This is a genomic window from Janthinobacterium sp. PSPC1-1, assembly GCF_049897625.1.
Taxonomy (GTDB): domain Bacteria; phylum Pseudomonadota; class Gammaproteobacteria; order Burkholderiales; family Burkholderiaceae_D; genus Janthinobacterium; species Janthinobacterium tructae.
This window is the reverse complement of record NZ_JAFCWP010000005.1, coordinates 341,678-356,989: the sequence shown is the minus strand read 5'-3', so window position 1 is coordinate 356,989 and position 15,312 is coordinate 341,678. Positions and strand designations below refer to the sequence as shown.

11 protein-coding genes are annotated in these 15,312 nt (G+C 60.4%); all 11 read left to right on the top strand.

The annotated features are described in order from the left end of the window. Nucleotides 1–99 precede the first annotated feature (99 nt). The 11 genes from ACP7EG_RS18290 to ACP7EG_RS18240 all read left to right on the top strand — a co-directional run bounded on the left by ACP7EG_RS18290 (nt 100) and on the right by ACP7EG_RS18240 (nt 15,256). Complete coding sequence (locus ACP7EG_RS18290; protein WP_426088762.1) at nt 100–2,052, top strand: PKD domain-containing protein; 1,953 nt, start codon at nt 100–102, stop codon at nt 2,050–2,052. Between the two features lie 67 nt (nt 2,053–2,119). Then, nucleotides 2,120–2,545 (top strand): hypothetical protein, encoded by a 426-nt coding sequence (locus tag ACP7EG_RS18285; protein WP_426088761.1) that lies wholly within the window; start codon nt 2,120–2,122, stop codon nt 2,543–2,545. Nucleotides 2,546–2,572: 27 nt separating this feature from the next. Continuing rightward, nucleotides 2,573–2,998: a hypothetical protein gene (locus tag ACP7EG_RS18280; protein WP_426088760.1), complete on the top strand. Its 426-nt coding sequence runs from the start codon at nt 2,573–2,575 to the stop codon at nt 2,996–2,998. Nucleotides 2,999–3,096: 98 nt separating this feature from the next. Then, nucleotides 3,097–4,053 carry a bifunctional helix-turn-helix transcriptional regulator/GNAT family N-acetyltransferase gene (locus ACP7EG_RS18275; protein ID WP_426088759.1) on the top strand — a complete coding sequence of 319 codons (957 nt, stop codon included), beginning with the start codon at nt 3,097–3,099 and terminating at the stop codon, nt 4,051–4,053. 106 nt (nt 4,054–4,159) lie between these two features. Next, complete coding sequence (locus tag ACP7EG_RS18270) at nt 4,160–4,798, top strand: TetR/AcrR family transcriptional regulator (RefSeq protein ID WP_207780977.1); 639 nt, start codon at nt 4,160–4,162, stop codon at nt 4,796–4,798. Between the two features lie 116 nt (nt 4,799–4,914). Then, the gene (locus ACP7EG_RS18265; protein WP_426088758.1) at nt 4,915–5,709 is read left to right on the top strand and encodes an alpha/beta fold hydrolase; all 795 of its coding nucleotides are present in this window, start codon (nt 4,915–4,917) and stop codon (nt 5,707–5,709) included. A gap of 148 nt (nt 5,710–5,857) precedes the next feature. Further along, nucleotides 5,858–8,062, top strand: a complete 2,205-nt coding sequence (locus ACP7EG_RS18260; protein WP_426088757.1) for a TonB-dependent receptor — start codon at nt 5,858–5,860, stop codon at nt 8,060–8,062. An 84-nt stretch (nt 8,063–8,146) separates the two neighbouring features. Next, on the top strand, nt 8,147–9,142 hold the full coding sequence (locus ACP7EG_RS18255) for an extracellular catalytic domain type 1 short-chain-length polyhydroxyalkanoate depolymerase (RefSeq protein WP_426088756.1): 996 nt from the start codon (nt 8,147–8,149) through the stop codon (nt 9,140–9,142). Between the two features lie 87 nt (nt 9,143–9,229). After that, nucleotides 9,230–10,078 carry a hypothetical protein gene (locus ACP7EG_RS18250; RefSeq protein WP_426088755.1) on the top strand — a complete coding sequence of 283 codons (849 nt, stop codon included), beginning with the start codon at nt 9,230–9,232 and terminating at the stop codon, nt 10,076–10,078. A gap of 72 nt (nt 10,079–10,150) precedes the next feature. Beyond that, nucleotides 10,151–12,946 carry a type VI secretion system Vgr family protein gene (locus ACP7EG_RS18245; RefSeq protein WP_426088754.1) on the top strand — a complete coding sequence of 932 codons (2,796 nt, stop codon included), beginning with the start codon at nt 10,151–10,153 and terminating at the stop codon, nt 12,944–12,946. Nucleotides 12,947–12,964: 18 nt separating this feature from the next. After that, nucleotides 12,965–15,256, top strand: a complete 2,292-nt coding sequence (locus ACP7EG_RS18240; protein ID WP_426088753.1) for a T6SS effector phospholipase Tle3 domain-containing protein — start codon at nt 12,965–12,967, stop codon at nt 15,254–15,256. The last annotated feature ends 56 nt before the right edge of the window (nt 15,257–15,312 follow it).

Below are 15,312 nucleotides of genomic sequence, written 5' to 3'. Positions count from 1 at the left end.
TTTTTATGCCGTTCAATTCAGCGCTTGCCTATCATATTTTTTATTTATCGTGAATAATTCGGGTCGAGTGAAATGTCATTAACCTGATCGGAATATCACGTGAATAGTAGAATTTTATTTTGTGCGCTGGCTTTTGCTGCCTTGTCGGCCTGTGGCGGCGGGAGCAATGACGCTGCGGAGAATAGCGGCGCAGTTGTGCCGCCCGTTACTCCCCCCGTCACCGTGGTCAATACGCAGCCAGTCGCGCAAGCCGGCCCAGCCCAAAGCGTGGTGGTTGGCAGCGTCGTGACCCTGGATGCGAGTACCAGCTCCGATGCGAATGGCGATGCCTTGACCTACAAATGGGTGATGAGTTCCAAACCCGTCACCAGTGCCGCCGTCCTGGATGCCTTATCCGCCGTGAAACCGACCTTTACCGCTGATGTGGCTGGCACTTACGTGGCCACCTTGCTGGTCAGTGATGGCAAGATCAGCAGCGAGCTGTCTTCGGTCACGATCACCGCATCGGTAGCCAATGCCCCGCCGGTCGCCCACGCGGGCCGTGCAATGAGCGTCGTTGCGGGGATGGGCATCATGTTGTACGGTAGCGAAAGCAGCGATGCGAATGGCGATATCCTGATATATAAATGGAGCCTGGTATCGAAGCCGGCCGGCAGCACTGCGCAGTTGTTGGATGTCAACTCGGTGCGCCCGTATCTCTCTATGGATTTGCCTGGTGCATATGAAGTGAGCCTGATTGTCAACGACGGCAAGGTGGATAGTGCGCCGGCTTTCGTGACGATGACGGCGGTTGTCGCCAATGCCGAGCCATTGGCCAATGCGGGCGCGGCGCAGAACGTACTCAAGGGGAGCACCGTCACTCTCGACGGCAGCGCAAGTTCCGATGCGAATGGCGATACCCTGACGTATTACTGGACGCTGACTTCGCGTCCTGTGGGGAGCACGGCCACGCTGTCGTCTCCCATGCTGGTGAAACCCTCATTTATTGCTGACAAGGCTGGCACGTATGTCGCCACGCTGAGTGTGTACGATAAAACACTGAGCTCCTCAATGAACGTCACGATAACGGCGACGTCTACGAATGCCGCCCCGGTGGCGAATGCCGGGGTGGATCTGCATGTATTGGCAGGCGCGAATATCGTGACCCTCGACGGCAGGGGCAGCACGGATGCGGACGGCGACAATCTCAGTTATAAGTGGACGTTCATCTCCGTGCCTGCAAATAGCATGCTGCAACCATTTCCCGGCGCATGGGACCGCAGCCAGGCAGTCAGCAGCTTTTGGGCGAATGTGCCGGGAACCTATGTCGTCAGCCTTGTCGTCAATGACGGTACGGTCGACAGTGCACCATCGACCGCCACCATTATTGCCACTGCAAGCTCGACCAATGGCGTGCCGATGTCCAATGCGGGCATAGACCAGGTTGTCGCGCCGGGAACGACCGTGCGTTTGACAGGACTTGGCAGTGTAGATATAGAACACGATGTTTTGACATACCGATGGCAATTGAAGAGCAAGCCTTTCGGCAGCACGGCCATGCTGTCATCGCTGACTGCCGCGCAGCCGACATTTGTCGCGGATATGGCCGGTGATTATGTCGCGACATTAATCGTCAACGATGGCTCGGTGAATAGTGGCGAAGATAATGTCACGGTGACGGCGACGCCGAATCTGCTCAATTTGTACCAGGTGCAGGACAATGGGGCTGGTTCGGTTGAAACGCAGGCCGGCCTGCCTTACATCACCAATGCAACGGTACAGAAGTCGTGCTCAGGATCGTGTGCGGCCAACTTTACGGTCGATACTTTCAAGGTGGCCGCTGCCGGGACGAGCTTCATGATTACCAATGTGACGGCTGTCGACAGTACCGGCAAGGTCGTTCCTGCCATCGTCGGTCTGGTGTCGGGCCAGGTCATTCCTGCCGGTAGCAGCGCCACCTTTTCGCTGGTGTCGCCCAAGACGAATGGCGCAACCGCTAAACTGAGCTATAAGTTCTTTGTGGCGGAAACGGGCCAGTCTTTCGTTTATAACGCAGACTTCACGTCCAACTAAGTGATGTAATATGGCGAACGCCGGGCTTCGGTCCCGCGTTCGCCAGCCCTTCTTGGTTGTGTATCCCATGCCCACCTGGACTTCCCCGCCTCAACTCGTCGTCCTTGCCGCTTTCTATGCGCAAGCGCAAGCCCAGCCGGATGCCTTCAGCGACGCGGCCTTCCTCGACGCCGTCAAGGCTGCCCACTGGCCCACCAACTGCTGGAGTTACATGGAGGCGTCATTCGCCATCATCGCCCCCGCCTGCCTGCTGCGTCCGCATCTGACCGCCGAGCTGATCGCCATGCCTATCGACACCATGATCGCCGGCGGCCTGGACGATGCGGAGCAAGTCATTGATATCGGCCTGGCGTACACCAGGCGCGACGCGCCGTATGTGGTGCCGAGCGAGGAGGGCAAGCGCTGGCTGACGCAGGTGTGGCCGGGATTGGGAGAACTGATCGGGCAGGTATTTGCGGCCAGGCTGCAAGCGGCGCTGGCCGATGAAGATTGATGTAATTATAAACTGACAGGAATACACATGATTGCAGGAAATTTCTTCCCTCCCGACTATAAAACTTTTCCTTTCAAGCAAGGAGATCTGCTGCTTTCTCAAGACGAGGGCGGCAAGTTTTCTGTTTCCAAGGTGTTGAAGATAGATACAGTCGAGGTCGGCCGCGGCGAGGCGATTTACATGGGCGGCAAGGACATCGTGGCAACGGAGGACGATTACCTGTTGATCATCGGCTGTGCATACGGCGAATACGAGTTCGACACGGCCGAGGAGGCGCAGGCCGCTGCGCTGGACGGCAACTGGACGGTCAGGATAGGCCATGCTCCGAATCGCAGTCCGGGCGCGGCGGCGGGGCAGTCATTGATTGGCCATGAACCTGTTCATGAAAGCGAACTGGAGGGCTACCATCTGTGGAAGGAAGCCTTTGATGCGGGTAAGGCGGGCGTGTTCTGACATCGACGTGGCCTGTTGCAGGGTGGTCGCTGGCCCTTGACCTGGAAAGCCAGTTTACGTTAGGGTATACGTAACTACTTACATATATCCCCATAATCATGTCCTCCAATTTGCAAACCTACGGCTCGCTGATGCTGGCCAGCCGCCTGCGTCGTCTTTCCGATCAACTGTATGCCGGTGTCGATACCAGCTATCTGGCCGCTGGCGTCGAACTGACGTCGCGCTGTTTCCCCCTGTTACTGCTGCTGCGCGACAACGGTCCCACGGCGATTACGGCCCTGGCCGCGCAGATCGGGCAGACGCATCCGGTGGTGGTGCAACTGGGGCGCAAGTTGCTCGACGCGGGTATGGTGACGGAGCTGCCGGACGCCAAGGATGAGCGGCGCCGCCTGCTGGCGCTGTCCGACGCGGGGCAAGCTTTGCTGCGCAGCATGGCGCCCCTGTGGGATGACGTGCGCGCAGCCGTCGATGCCGTGTTCGAACAGGGCACGCCGCAACTGATGGCCAGCCTCGACCGGGCGGAAGCGCGCTTGCAATCGCAAGGCTTTGGCGAGACGATCGCCGCCTGCCGGCGCCAGCGCGAGCGGGCCGCCGTGGAAATCATCGACTACGCCGCACCCTACGCGGCCGATTTCAAGCGCCTGAATATCGCATGGCTGGAACGCTATTTCTATGTCGAGGCGCTGGACGACAAGGTGCTGTCCGATCCGCAACGCTCGATCCTCGACGACGGTGGGCAGATTTTCCTCGCGCGCCTCGATGGAAAAATCGTTGGCACCTGCGCCCTGATCCGCGCTGGCGACGCCAGCATCGAGCTGTCGAAGATGGCCGTCACGCCAGAATGCCAGGGGCTGGGCATCGCGCGCCGCCTGATCGAGCGGGCCTTCGACGCCTTCGAGGCCAGCGGCGCGCAACTGTTGTTCCTGGAGTCGAACAGCAAGCTGGCGCCGGCCATCTGCCTGTACGAAAGCAGCGGCTTTGCGCACGTGGCGCGGCCCGCCGGCGACGCGCATTACCAGCGCGCCGACGTCTACATGGAGTGGCAGGGCCGGTAGCGAATTTGATGCCGCCACGCGGCGCTCCCCATCGGCCGTCTCCCGCGTTACAATACGCGCACCCATAACGGAACTCAGGTTCCACTATTCGAGACGCCGACGCCGCATGCCTTCCTTCCCGATGCCCTTCCCGCAGATGATCGTTCCACCGGAGCCCACCCAGGCGCGCAGCAAGCAGGCGTTCGAGCGCCTGCTGCTGGTGGGCGAACAGTTGCTGGCGGAAAACCGTTTCGATGAAATCGGCGTGGCCGACCTGGCCAGGCTGGCGGAAACATCTGTCGGCACCTTTTACCGTTTATTAGGCGACAAGGACACCCTGAGCCGCTTGCTGCTGCAGCGCTTTTTTTCCGACATGGTGGAAAAGGTCGAGACCCTGACGGAGTTGCGCCAGTGGGAAGGGCGCAGCCTGGAAGACTTCATCCGCGCCATGGTGGCCATGTTCGTGGCCGTGAATGGCGGGCGCAGCGGCGTCTTGCGGGCCCTGATCACGCGCGCGTCGCAGGATGCGCAATTTCGCGACAGGGTGCATCAGATCAATCATTTGATCTCGCAACGCACGGTCGCCGTGCTGGCCAGCAAGTCGGCCAGCATCCGCCACCCGAACCCCACGCAGGCGATGATGGTGGTGCCGCCCGTACTGCTGGGCATCCTGAACCAGCATACCCTGACGGGTTCGCTGTCCTTTTTATCGGGCGCGGCACTGGAAGATGAACTGGTGCGTGTTGCTTTAAATTACCTGACCTAAGATATTTAGCGATTTAACTTGAAATCGGAATTCGGATTCCGTATTATGTTTTCCAACAGCAGGAAAACATATTCCTGCACCTGAACACAAAGCATGTTCAACAGCAAGGAGACAGAATGCGGCGTCACACGACATCCGATGTTCCATTGCATTACCTCGACCTGGGCAAGGGGCAGGGCGAGCCCGTGTTTTTGTTACACGGCCTCGGTTCCTGCGCCGCAGACTGGCGCCCGCAAATCGACGCCCTCGGCAGCAGCTATCGCCTGATCGTGCCCGATATGCGCGGCCATGGCCGCAGTCCCGCACCGGGCGGCGACTGGCAGATCGGCGACTTTGCCAACGACCTTTTCAATTTGATGGACCAGCTCGACGTGCCGCGCGCGCACATCGTCGGCTTTTCCCTGGGCGGCATGGTGGGTCTTGAAATGGCCAACCGCGCCCCTGGCCGGGTAGCCAGTTTGTGCCTGATCAACTCGCAACCGTTTCAGGGCAGCAAGCCGGCGTCTTTGCTGTTTGCCTACTGGCTGCGCCGTACCGTGATTGCCACCCTGGGCTTGAAAGCCATGGGCAAGATCATCGGCAAGAAACTGTTTCCTGATCCGTCGCAGCAAGCGCTGGTCGAGCGCTTCGCCACGCAAATGGCAGGCATGGACAAGCGCGCCTATCTGGCCGCGCTGGACGCCATTTTCCACTGGGATATCGACATTCATTTCCCGGCCCTGGCCATGCCCGTCTTCATCATGGCGGCCGACCAGGATTACACGCCCGTCGCCAGCAAGCGGGCCTTTGCCGCACAGTTTCAGCAGTGCGAGATCGAGATTATCGCGAACTCGCGCCACGCCACGCCCCTGGACCAGGCGCAGCGTGTGAATACCTTGTTGCAGTCCTTCCTCGCCACACATTCAAAATAAACAGGCCACTCGCCGCACGGGCCGAGGGCCGGGAAACAGTCATCGCAGGGCAGGTGCATGCTTTTTGCGCGCCGGTACCGTTACGTCTTGCGCTTCTGGAATCCGGCCGTCTGCCCTGGTGGCAAGCAAGCCTGACATTGGAGACGCTATGAAACTTGCTTTGAAATTAATGCCCGCCGCCCTCGCCGTTGCCGGTGCCTTTGCTACCCAGGCCCAGGCGCAGGAAGCCACTCCCGCTGCTGCCAGAACGGCCCAGGAAGCCAGCGATGCGAAAGAACGCATGGAAACCGTGACGGTCTCTGCCCGCCGCCGCGAAGAGCGGCTGCAGGACGTGCCGCTGGCCGTCACGGCGTTTTCCGCCAAGGCCCTGGAACGGGCGAATATCCAGAACCTGGCCGACTTGCAGGAGCGCGTGCCGAACCTGACCGTGTACGCCTCGCGCGGCACGAATACCACGCTGACGGCCTTCATTCGCGGCGTGGGCCAGGCCGACCCCGTCTGGGGCGTGGATCCGGGCGTGGGCATCTATTTTGACGACGTCTACATGGCCCGTCCGCAAGGCGCACTGCTCGACGTGTTCGACGTGCAGCGCATCGAAGTACTGCGCGGCCCGCAAGGCACCCTGTATGGCAAGAACACCATCGGCGGCGCCATCAAGTACATTTCGCGCCCCCTTGCGAAGGAAAACGGCGCTTCGGCGGAAGTGGGCATCGGCAATTACAATCAGCGCAACTTCAAGGCCGCCTTCAACCTGGCCAACGAGAGCGGCACCTGGCGCGCGCGCCTGGCGGCCGCCAAGCTGGACCGCGACGGTTTCGGCCGCAACACCTTTAATGGCGAACAGGTCAGCGACCAGGACAGCACGGCCGCGCGCCTGTCCGTCGGCTACTTTCCGCAGGACATACCCTTGACTGTCGTGCTGAGCCTGGACGCCACGGACGACAAGTCGGGCGTGCGCGGCTTCCAGCGCATGGGCGTGAGCGCCTTTGACCCGCTCAAGCGTCCCGCCAGCACGGATGCGTATGACATCCAGAGCGGCATGCCGGGCAACAACTTCACGCATAACCGGGGCGGCTCGCTGGTGGCCAACTACACGCTGTCGAACGAGTGGTCCGTGAAAGTGATTGGCGCCAAGCGGCGCAGCACGTCCGAGCAAACCATCGACTTCGACGGCTTGCCGCAACCGATTGCCGACGTATTCGGCGATTCGCGCGACGAACAGAAAAGCCTGGAATTGCAGGCCTCGTACAGCGGCGACTATGGCGCCGGCGTGATCGGCCTGTACCGCTTCGAAGGCACGGCCGGCGGCGGCATCTACAACAACTTCCTGGGACGCCAGTTCACGGCCGCCGTCAGCACGGTGGAGACGGACAGCACGGCGTTGTACACGGACTGGACCTGGCCGCTGGGCAAGGTGTGGAGCATCAATGCGGGCTTGCGCCACACGCGCGAGGAAAAGCGCGCCATCGTGCTGAACCGCGCTTTTGCCGACGTGGGCTTCACGCGGCCCATCCAGACGGCGGCCGACTTCGACAAGTCCTTGTCGGTCAGCAATACCTCGCCGAAAATCTCCGTGCGCTACGAAGCGTCGAAGACGACGAATTTCTACAGCAACCTGTCGCGCGGTTTCAAATCGGGCGGCTACAACGTGCGTGCCAACAACCTGGTGGTGCCCGACTCCGCGCGGCCTTACAAGGATGAAAAACTCGACGCGCTGGAAGTGGGCATGAAATACGCGGCGCCGGACGATACCTTCGACGCCAATGTGGCCCTGTTCACCAACCGCTACAAGGATATTCAGTTGTCCGTGTTTACCAGCTATGTGCAGCCGGGCGGCGTGCCTGGCTTCTATGGCGACTTCACGAATGCGGGCAAGGCGACGGTGAAAGGCGCGGAATTCGAATTCTCGTGGCGGCCGAATCGCCAGTGGGAAGTCAACGGTTTCCTCGCCTTGCTCAATGCCCACTATGACGAGTTCATGAGCGGCGGCAAGAACATTGCGGATACGCAAAAGTTCAGCAATACGCCAGCGCGGCAAGTGGGTTTGAATGTGACGCGCACGGACCGCGACGTCTTCGGCGGCGCGCTGCGCAGCATGGTCGGCTACGGCTATCGCAGCAAGGTCTACCCGACCACGGACTTGAGCGCAACCCTGGCGCAAGGCGGCTACAGCATCTGGACGGCCGGTGTCGTGTGGGAAGCGCCGAAGAACTGGACCTTCAGCCTGCACGGCAGCAACCTGGGCAACAAGCGCTACCGCACGGATGGCTACAACATTCCCGCCGTCTTCATCCTAGACGGTTTCTATGGCCCGCCGCGCCAGATCATCGCCAAGGCTGGCTATAAATTTTAAGAAGTTGTAGAAGTACCGGCTTGATGTGCATCAAGCCGGTTCGTTGTCACTGTTTTCGTCCTTAATAACAATCAGGAGACTGGCATGGCACATCTGCATCAGCAACTGCGTCACTTCTTATCCGCAATCATCGCCGCCTGCGGCATGCTGGCCGCGCTGCCGGCTGCCGCTGGCCAGTGGGATTTCGGCCTGTACGCGAGCCTGTGGGGCACGCGCGAATACCAGGTCTGGCTACCGAGCAATTACAATCCGAACACACCGCTGCCCGTGGTGCTGATGCTGCACGGCTGCGGTTCCGAGCCCAACAGCATGGCCGCCGTCAGCCGCTACAACCAGCTGGCCGACAGCGAAAACTTCATCGTCGTCTATCCGCGCCAGAACGCCACGGCCAACCCCATGCGCTGCTGGAATTTCATGTTGCCGCTGAACCAGGAACGGGGCACGGGCGAGCCGGCCGTGCTGATGGGCATCTTGAACAAGGTCAAGAACAAGTATGCGGTACAGGACAGCCGCGTGTACGTGACGGGCATCTCGGCGGGCGGCGCCATGGCTTCCATCATGGCCGCCTGCTATTCGGACGTGTTCGCTGCCGTGATGGTGCATTCGGGCGGCATGTACAAGGGCGCCATCGGCATGCTCACGGCCGCCGATTCGCTGTTCAACGGCAGCTCGTTCGACCCGAAAGTACGCGGCAAGGATGCCTGGCGCTGCTCCGGTTCGCCGCGCCGCCTGATGCCGACGATGGTGTTCCACGGCACTTCCGACATCGTCGTCAACCCCGTCAACGGCGAGCAAACCATCGAGCAATTCCTGCAGACCAGTGATTATGGCGACGATGGCCTCGACAATGACAGCGTGCGCTACCGTGCCGACAGCATCGTGCGCCAGACGGTGCCGTACGGCCGCAGCTATTCCATCGACACGTATCTGCACAACGGCACCGTCATCGCGCAAAAGTACACGGTCGAGGGCATGAATCACGCGTGGAGTGGTGGTCCTCCCGGCTGGCCATTCAGCGATGAACTGGGCCCGGACGCCACCGTGATCAGCTGGAATTTCTTCAAGCATTACCAGCGCTGATGGCGTGAGGAACTGCGGCTTGTACAATGGGGCGCAGCGATTGCGCCCCACTTTATGCCTGTGAAAGCTCCCATGCCTGCTTGCCGCATGTTGTCCTGTATTGCCGTTGCGTTGCTGTCCGCTTGCGCCAGTGTCGGCCCGGCCGCGCCATCGACGGCCGACGTGCAGGCGTTCGAGCGTGCTGCCCAGCAAGACAGCATGCGCAGCGAATGCGACTGGAGCGTGCGCTATGCGCCCGTCGCACCGAAGGACGCCAGCGTGGCGCAACTGCAGGCGATCGCCACGGCGCGCCTGGGGGCCTTGCAACTGCTGCCCGCCTGGACCCTGGCCATGCCCGACAGCGCGGCGCGCGCCTTTACGGAGTCGGAGCAAGACCGCGCCGGGCTGCAATTGTTGCTCAGCATCGTACTGCCCGCCATGGAGCGCTACCCGGTCGGCGTCTTCGCGCGCACGGGCTTGCGCCACGTCGTCCTTGTCAAGGATCTGAGCGTAGACGGCCAGCGCCGCCTGGCCATGCCGGCGCCGGAAATCGACAGCGTCGTCTACGCCGACAATCTGCTGGCCGCCCTGTGTCCATCCGGCATGGAGCTGCGCGTGCACCACGAGTATTACCACTTCATCGAATACCGCCTGTTCAACGATTTCTATTACCGCGACCCCGCCTGGCTGGCCCTGAACCCGCCCGGAACAGCCTACGGCCAGGGCGGCGCCACGGCCTATGGCAAGGGCTTCCAGAACCTGGGCCACCCGCAGCCTGGCCTCGTCAGCCTGTACGCCGCTTACGGTCCCGAGGAAGACAAGGCGGAAGTGTTCGGGTGGATGATGACGCCGGCTTACACCGTGCGCCTGCAGCAATGGACAGCATTTGATCCCGTCCTGCTGGCCAAGCGGAAAAAGTTGAGGGAAGTATTGGGAACCTTGGCGGATTCTTACTAAATATCAAGTATTTCCTTGCCATCCCATGGCATTGTCGGCTCTCCAGCTTGATGTAGGAACGAGGAGAACGCCATGGACGATGATGAGTTGATATCGGGTACCCAGCGTCCCTTGCGCCTGCGCCTGGGTATCTCGCCCAAGGTACCTGCCGGTGTGCTGATACCGCAGCGCATCGCCGGCAGCGAGGCCATCTGTGGCGGGATTGAATACCGTGTGCTGTGCGTCTCGACGCATGCGGATTTGCCGCTCAATAGTTTGATTGCCTTGCCGGCCGCTATCGATATAGTCACCGACCAAGGGCAGCTGCGCAGCATCTGCGGCCTCATCACGCAAGCGAGCGCCGGTGACAGCGATGGCGCGCTGGCCAGCTATCAGCTGGTGTTGACGGACGCCTTCGCCATCATGGAAAAACGCTGCAATACGCGCGTCTTCCGGCGCCTCACGGATATCGAGATCGTCAAGACCCTGCTCGATGAGTGGATACGCAGCAATACGGTAATGGCGCATGCCTTCCAGTATGCGTTTGCCGATTTCTTCGAGGCGCAGACGTATCCGCAGCGTGAATTTGTCATGCAGCACAATGAATCCGATGCGGCCTTCGTGCGGCGCCTGCTCAAGCGCAGCGGCGTCGCCTGGTTTTTTCGTGCCGAGGGCAATACGAATGCACATGCCGAGCCGGCGCATACCCTGGTGCTGTTCAACCACGCCGATTGCTTGCGAAAGAACATGGCGGACACCGTGCGCTATCACGCGGACCGGGCAACTGAAGAGCGCGACACCCTGACGTCGTGGAACGAAGTGCGCAAGCTGCAGGCGGGCAAGGTTACGCGCCATAGCTGGAACGAGGAACATCCGCGCGCGCGGCCGTTCATGACCGCCGATGCCTTGGGGCAGGGGGCACAAGGCATGCATGGCAATGCCATTGCCGCTACCCTTGATGATTATCGCGTGCTGCCGCCGCGCGCGGGCATGGATCATGATGCCTTGTGTCAGCTGGGCATGCTGGCCATGCAGCAGCACGATTACGAGAGCCATTGCTTTCATGCCGAAGGCAGCGTGCGCGACCTGTGTCCGGGTGAATACTTTACGCTGGCCGAGCATCCGGACGTTGACGCCTTGCCAGCGGCCGCGCGCGATTTTGTCGTCACGTCGCTGCATGTGGCGGCGCAAAATAATTTACCCAGGGAGCTGGCCGCCCGGGTGGCGCGTTTGTTTGCGCGCAACCGCTGGCTGGCCGATGACGCATTGCTGCCGCAGCGCGAACTGGCGTCGGCCGTGGACGGTGGCGCCTTGCGCATGCGTATCGAACTGACGGCAGTGCGGCGCGGCGTGGCCATCGTGCCGGCCTACGACACGCGCAGTGATTTGCCGCCAGTCACCATGCAAAGCGCCATGGTGGTGGGGCCGGCGAATGAGGAAGTCCATTGCGATGCGATGGGCCGGGTCAAGGTGCGCTTTCCCGCCACACGCAAGCTGGACCATGAGCATGCAGGCGGCACGGGCGCCTCCGACACGGATGCCGATTCGGCCTGGGTGCGCGTTGCGTCGAGCTGGGCGGGAAACGGACCTGGCAGCATGCAGCAATGCGGCTACCTGGGCTTGCCCCGCGTAGGCAGCGAAGTCTTGCTGGCTTTCCTGGGCGGCGATCCGGACCGGCCTATCATCGTGGGACAATTGTACAACCATAATGCGCAGCCGGTTGCCTTGAGCAAGGCGGGCGACCTGCCGGGTAACCGCTATTTGTCCGGCATCAAGAGTCGCGAGATCAAGGGCACGCGCGCCAACCAACTGCGCTTTGACGATGTGCATGGGCAAATCAACGCCCAGCTTGCCAGCGATCACGGTTCCAGCCAGCTCAACCTGGGCTGGCTGACGCAGGACCGGCGCAACGGCCAGGGCGACGCGCGCGGCGAGGGGGCCGAGCTGCGCACCGATGAGCAACTGGCCATGCGTGCGGGCAAGGGCATGCTGCTCTCGGCCTGGAAGCGCCTGAACGGCGATGGCGGCCACATGGCGCGCAGCGAATATCTGGGCCTGATGGAAAACTGTCTGGAATTGTTTCGCTCGCTGGGCAGTTATGCCGCCACGCATCAGGCGCTGGAGAACGCCGACGAAGCGCAGCAGGAGTTGCAGCAAAGCTTGAAAAGCTGGGAAGGTGGTAGCAATACGCAGCCCCGTTCCGAATTTGGCGGTGCGGCGGCGATTGCCGTCACGGCGCCGGCCGGCATCAGCTTTGCCAGTTCGAAGGCCATCGTCAGCTATGCCGTCAGCAATATCGATACGGTGGCGCAGCAGCACCTGCAAGCGGTGGCAGGCCAGCGCTACAGCGTGAACGCGGGCAAGGGCATCTCGCTGTTTGCCCATGCGGATGGCATCCGCGCCATCGCCCATCATGGCAAGTTCTTGCTGCAAAGCCAGCATGACGACATGGACCTCAATGCGGGAAAAAATTTGAAGCTGACCGCCAGCGAAGGCAAGCTGACGGGCATGGCCGATGAAATCGTGTTGATTTCCAAGCATGGCGCTTTCATCCGCATCGCCGACGGCATCACCTTCGGCAGCAAGTCGCCGCTGAACTTCAATGCGCCAAACTTCGTCTTCAACGACCCGCAAAGCATGGAGGTGCAATTGCCAAACTTTGCCGAGGGCAAGGCCGACCAGCAATTCATTTTTCAGTATGAGGGCGACGACAGCGCCGTCGATGGCGGGCCGCAACAACCGCAGTTGGCACCGCAGGCACACTTCGCCGTGAAGCTGGGCGATGGTTCATCGGCCGATGGCCGCAGCGATGGAGGCGGCAAGACGGAGGTGCTGGAGCGTGCAGCGATGCACCTGGCCGCCATCGAAGTGTTCAACAACAAGGATTGATGACGCCAGGAGAGTGCGATGGGCAGCTATCCGAAAGTGCCGTACGTGGTGGGCGAAGACGTGACGATCCTGCATTGCGAACGCACCGTCTGCAAGAAGGTCAAGATACGCCGCAATTTGCCGGGAAATATCATCGTCATTCACGGCGTCAACGATGTGGGTGTCAGCTACAAGGCGGTGGAGCACGGCTTGTGCGAGGGCTTGAAGCAAAGGCTGGGGCGCGGCTTTACGCCGGCCACTTACCGCATGCCCGGGGCGGCGGACAAGGACAAGCTGGAAGATGATCCCGACGCCGTCTTTTTCAAGCGCACGATAGCCAAGGATACCAACAGTCCCGTGATTCCGTTTTACTGGGGCTACCGTGAAGTTGAAGGTAAGACGAGTACCGTCAATGGTCAGTTCGTCGATCGCTACGGCAACCGGCTGGACAAGGATCTGTCGAAGGAAGGCGGGCCGTTCGGCAACGCCACCAGCAGCTTGCCCGACATGTGGCGTCCCGGCATGTATGCGCCTGCCGATCCCATGGGCGATGCCTTGCGCCCGCTGAGGACGGCGCCTGGACGCATGTATATGGTGCTGGCAGCCCAGCGGCTGGCCGCGCTCATTTCCATGATCCGCGATTACGACGCGGATGATACCGTCAGCATCGTTGCGCACAGCCAGGGTTGCCTGCTGTCGCTGCTGGCGCAAGCCATGCTGATGGAAAAGGGGCTGGCGCCGGCCGATAATTTGATACTCACACATCCGCCGTACAGCTTGGTGGACAGCCTGCCTCTGTTGATGCGAGGTGCTGCCTGGTTCGATGGTGGCGAAGATGCGGCGATGAAGTCCTATTACCATTTGCTCAGTGGTGCGCAGACCATGGGAGCGCGCCTGAAGACTTTGGCGAATATCGTGGCCGGTGTGGCAAAAGGCAGTGGCCAGGCCTGCCAGCCGTCGTTTGCCGACTTGAAAAAGGATGAGCATCGCGGCATGGTCGGCAGCCGCTGGCAGAGCGCCGAAGACCGCGACAACCGCCGCAAGGTTTATCTGTATTTTTGCCCTGAAGACATGACGGTGGCGCTCGATAACATCCAGGGCATAGGGTGGGATGGCGTGCCCGATCATGCATTGGGAAGTGAATTGGTGGAAGAAGAGGAGACATCCAGTCTTGATGGGTACAGTATTTCCTCCGGACATACCAAGATGGTGGAACACAAGCAGGTACGCGGCGCGCTGGCGGAACTGGGCGGCAGATTCTATCAACGGGTATTCAGCGACAAGACCCGCCTTGATCCGGCCACGGGCAAGACTACGGTGTCGTTGGTAGGCAAGCCGCCACCTTTTGACTTTCCGTTGCGCCTGCCGACGGAAACCGAGCAGTCGCATGTGGAGGTTTCTCTGCGAAAACACCGTGCACAACATAAAGCGGTGGCCTGGCCTGTCAATACCAGGTTGAGCAAGATAGAGCAGCGCAATGGCATACGCACCATCACGGGCGAAGTATTGAAACAGCCTGTAGCCGCCGACCTGCGCGGCACATCGCAAATCGATCCGGTGAATATCCCGGCAACTTCCATGATGAGAAATCGTCCTGTTGCCGATCAGGGACCTGCGGAAGAAGTCGATCCCTGCGATGCGTCGGTGGCACCGACTAGCGGGAGCGGCATGCAGTTACGCAGCGAGTATCGTCCTGATCCGGGAGGCTACCAAAAGTTTCCCGAGCGGGAGGAGCACCTCAGTCCACGAGAGCTGGCATTGATGACGGCTAGCTACAACAAGGAAAAAGGACTGGACGTGAAAGACAAGCTCGATCAACGCGAAGTTGTTTCCGCGAAACGCTACCCAGACAGTAATGTCGTGGCGAAAATTCAGGAAAGCCCGAACGAGGCGCGCTTGCGCTGGCAGCGGGAAGTCAGTGCCAAATCTTTCCACAGTTCCATTATCGGTAGCGCGAAAAACCATAGTCAGGTGACCGCGTATGACGTGGCGATTGGCAGCGGTAAGGCGTCATCCGATCCGCTGTTCTATGCGTATCTATGTGCGGTGGCGGATTGGCGGGTAAAGATGCTGAAGAAAGGTGAGCAACCGAGAGACGGAATACTATTAATGCATCGATTTCGTGCTTTGTATTCTTCTTATCTGGATGTTGAGCCAGCATGGCGGCAATCAATTATTGAAGGAAATATTGGCTATTACAACAGCGGAAGTTTGCCTGCAGGACTACCATTATTGTCGGGCGCCTTGTGGAAGATTGTCGTATCGCAAACAAAAAGTATGAAAATAGTGGCTGAAAAAAAGATAAGTAGCGTGTCCAAGACGCATCGATAACAGGTTATTTGGACTGATTGTGCTTCCTTCGGAATTGCTGACCCAAAAGGTGAGAA

Excerpts from the sequence above, each read along its gene's own strand:
- ACP7EG_RS18285 (WP_426088761.1), top strand. The coding sequence starts at position 2,120 with ATGCCCACCTGGACTTCCCCGCCTCAACTCGTCGTCCTTGCCGCTTTC.
- ACP7EG_RS18280 (WP_426088760.1), top strand. The coding sequence starts at position 2,573 with ATGATTGCAGGAAATTTCTTCCCTCCCGACTATAAAACTTTTCCTTTC.
- ACP7EG_RS18275 (WP_426088759.1), top strand. The coding sequence starts at position 3,097 with ATGTCCTCCAATTTGCAAACCTACGGCTCGCTGATGCTGGCCAGCCGC.
- ACP7EG_RS18270 (WP_207780977.1), top strand. The coding sequence starts at position 4,160 with ATGCCTTCCTTCCCGATGCCCTTCCCGCAGATGATCGTTCCACCGGAG.
- ACP7EG_RS18265 (WP_426088758.1), top strand. The coding sequence starts at position 4,915 with ATGCGGCGTCACACGACATCCGATGTTCCATTGCATTACCTCGACCTG.
- ACP7EG_RS18260 (WP_426088757.1), top strand. The coding sequence starts at position 5,858 with ATGAAACTTGCTTTGAAATTAATGCCCGCCGCCCTCGCCGTTGCCGGT.
- ACP7EG_RS18255 (WP_426088756.1), top strand. The coding sequence starts at position 8,147 with ATGGCACATCTGCATCAGCAACTGCGTCACTTCTTATCCGCAATCATC.
- ACP7EG_RS18250 (WP_426088755.1), top strand. The coding sequence starts at position 9,230 with ATGTTGTCCTGTATTGCCGTTGCGTTGCTGTCCGCTTGCGCCAGTGTC.
- ACP7EG_RS18245 (WP_426088754.1), top strand. The coding sequence starts at position 10,151 with ATGGACGATGATGAGTTGATATCGGGTACCCAGCGTCCCTTGCGCCTG.
- ACP7EG_RS18240 (WP_426088753.1), top strand. The coding sequence starts at position 12,965 with ATGGGCAGCTATCCGAAAGTGCCGTACGTGGTGGGCGAAGACGTGACG.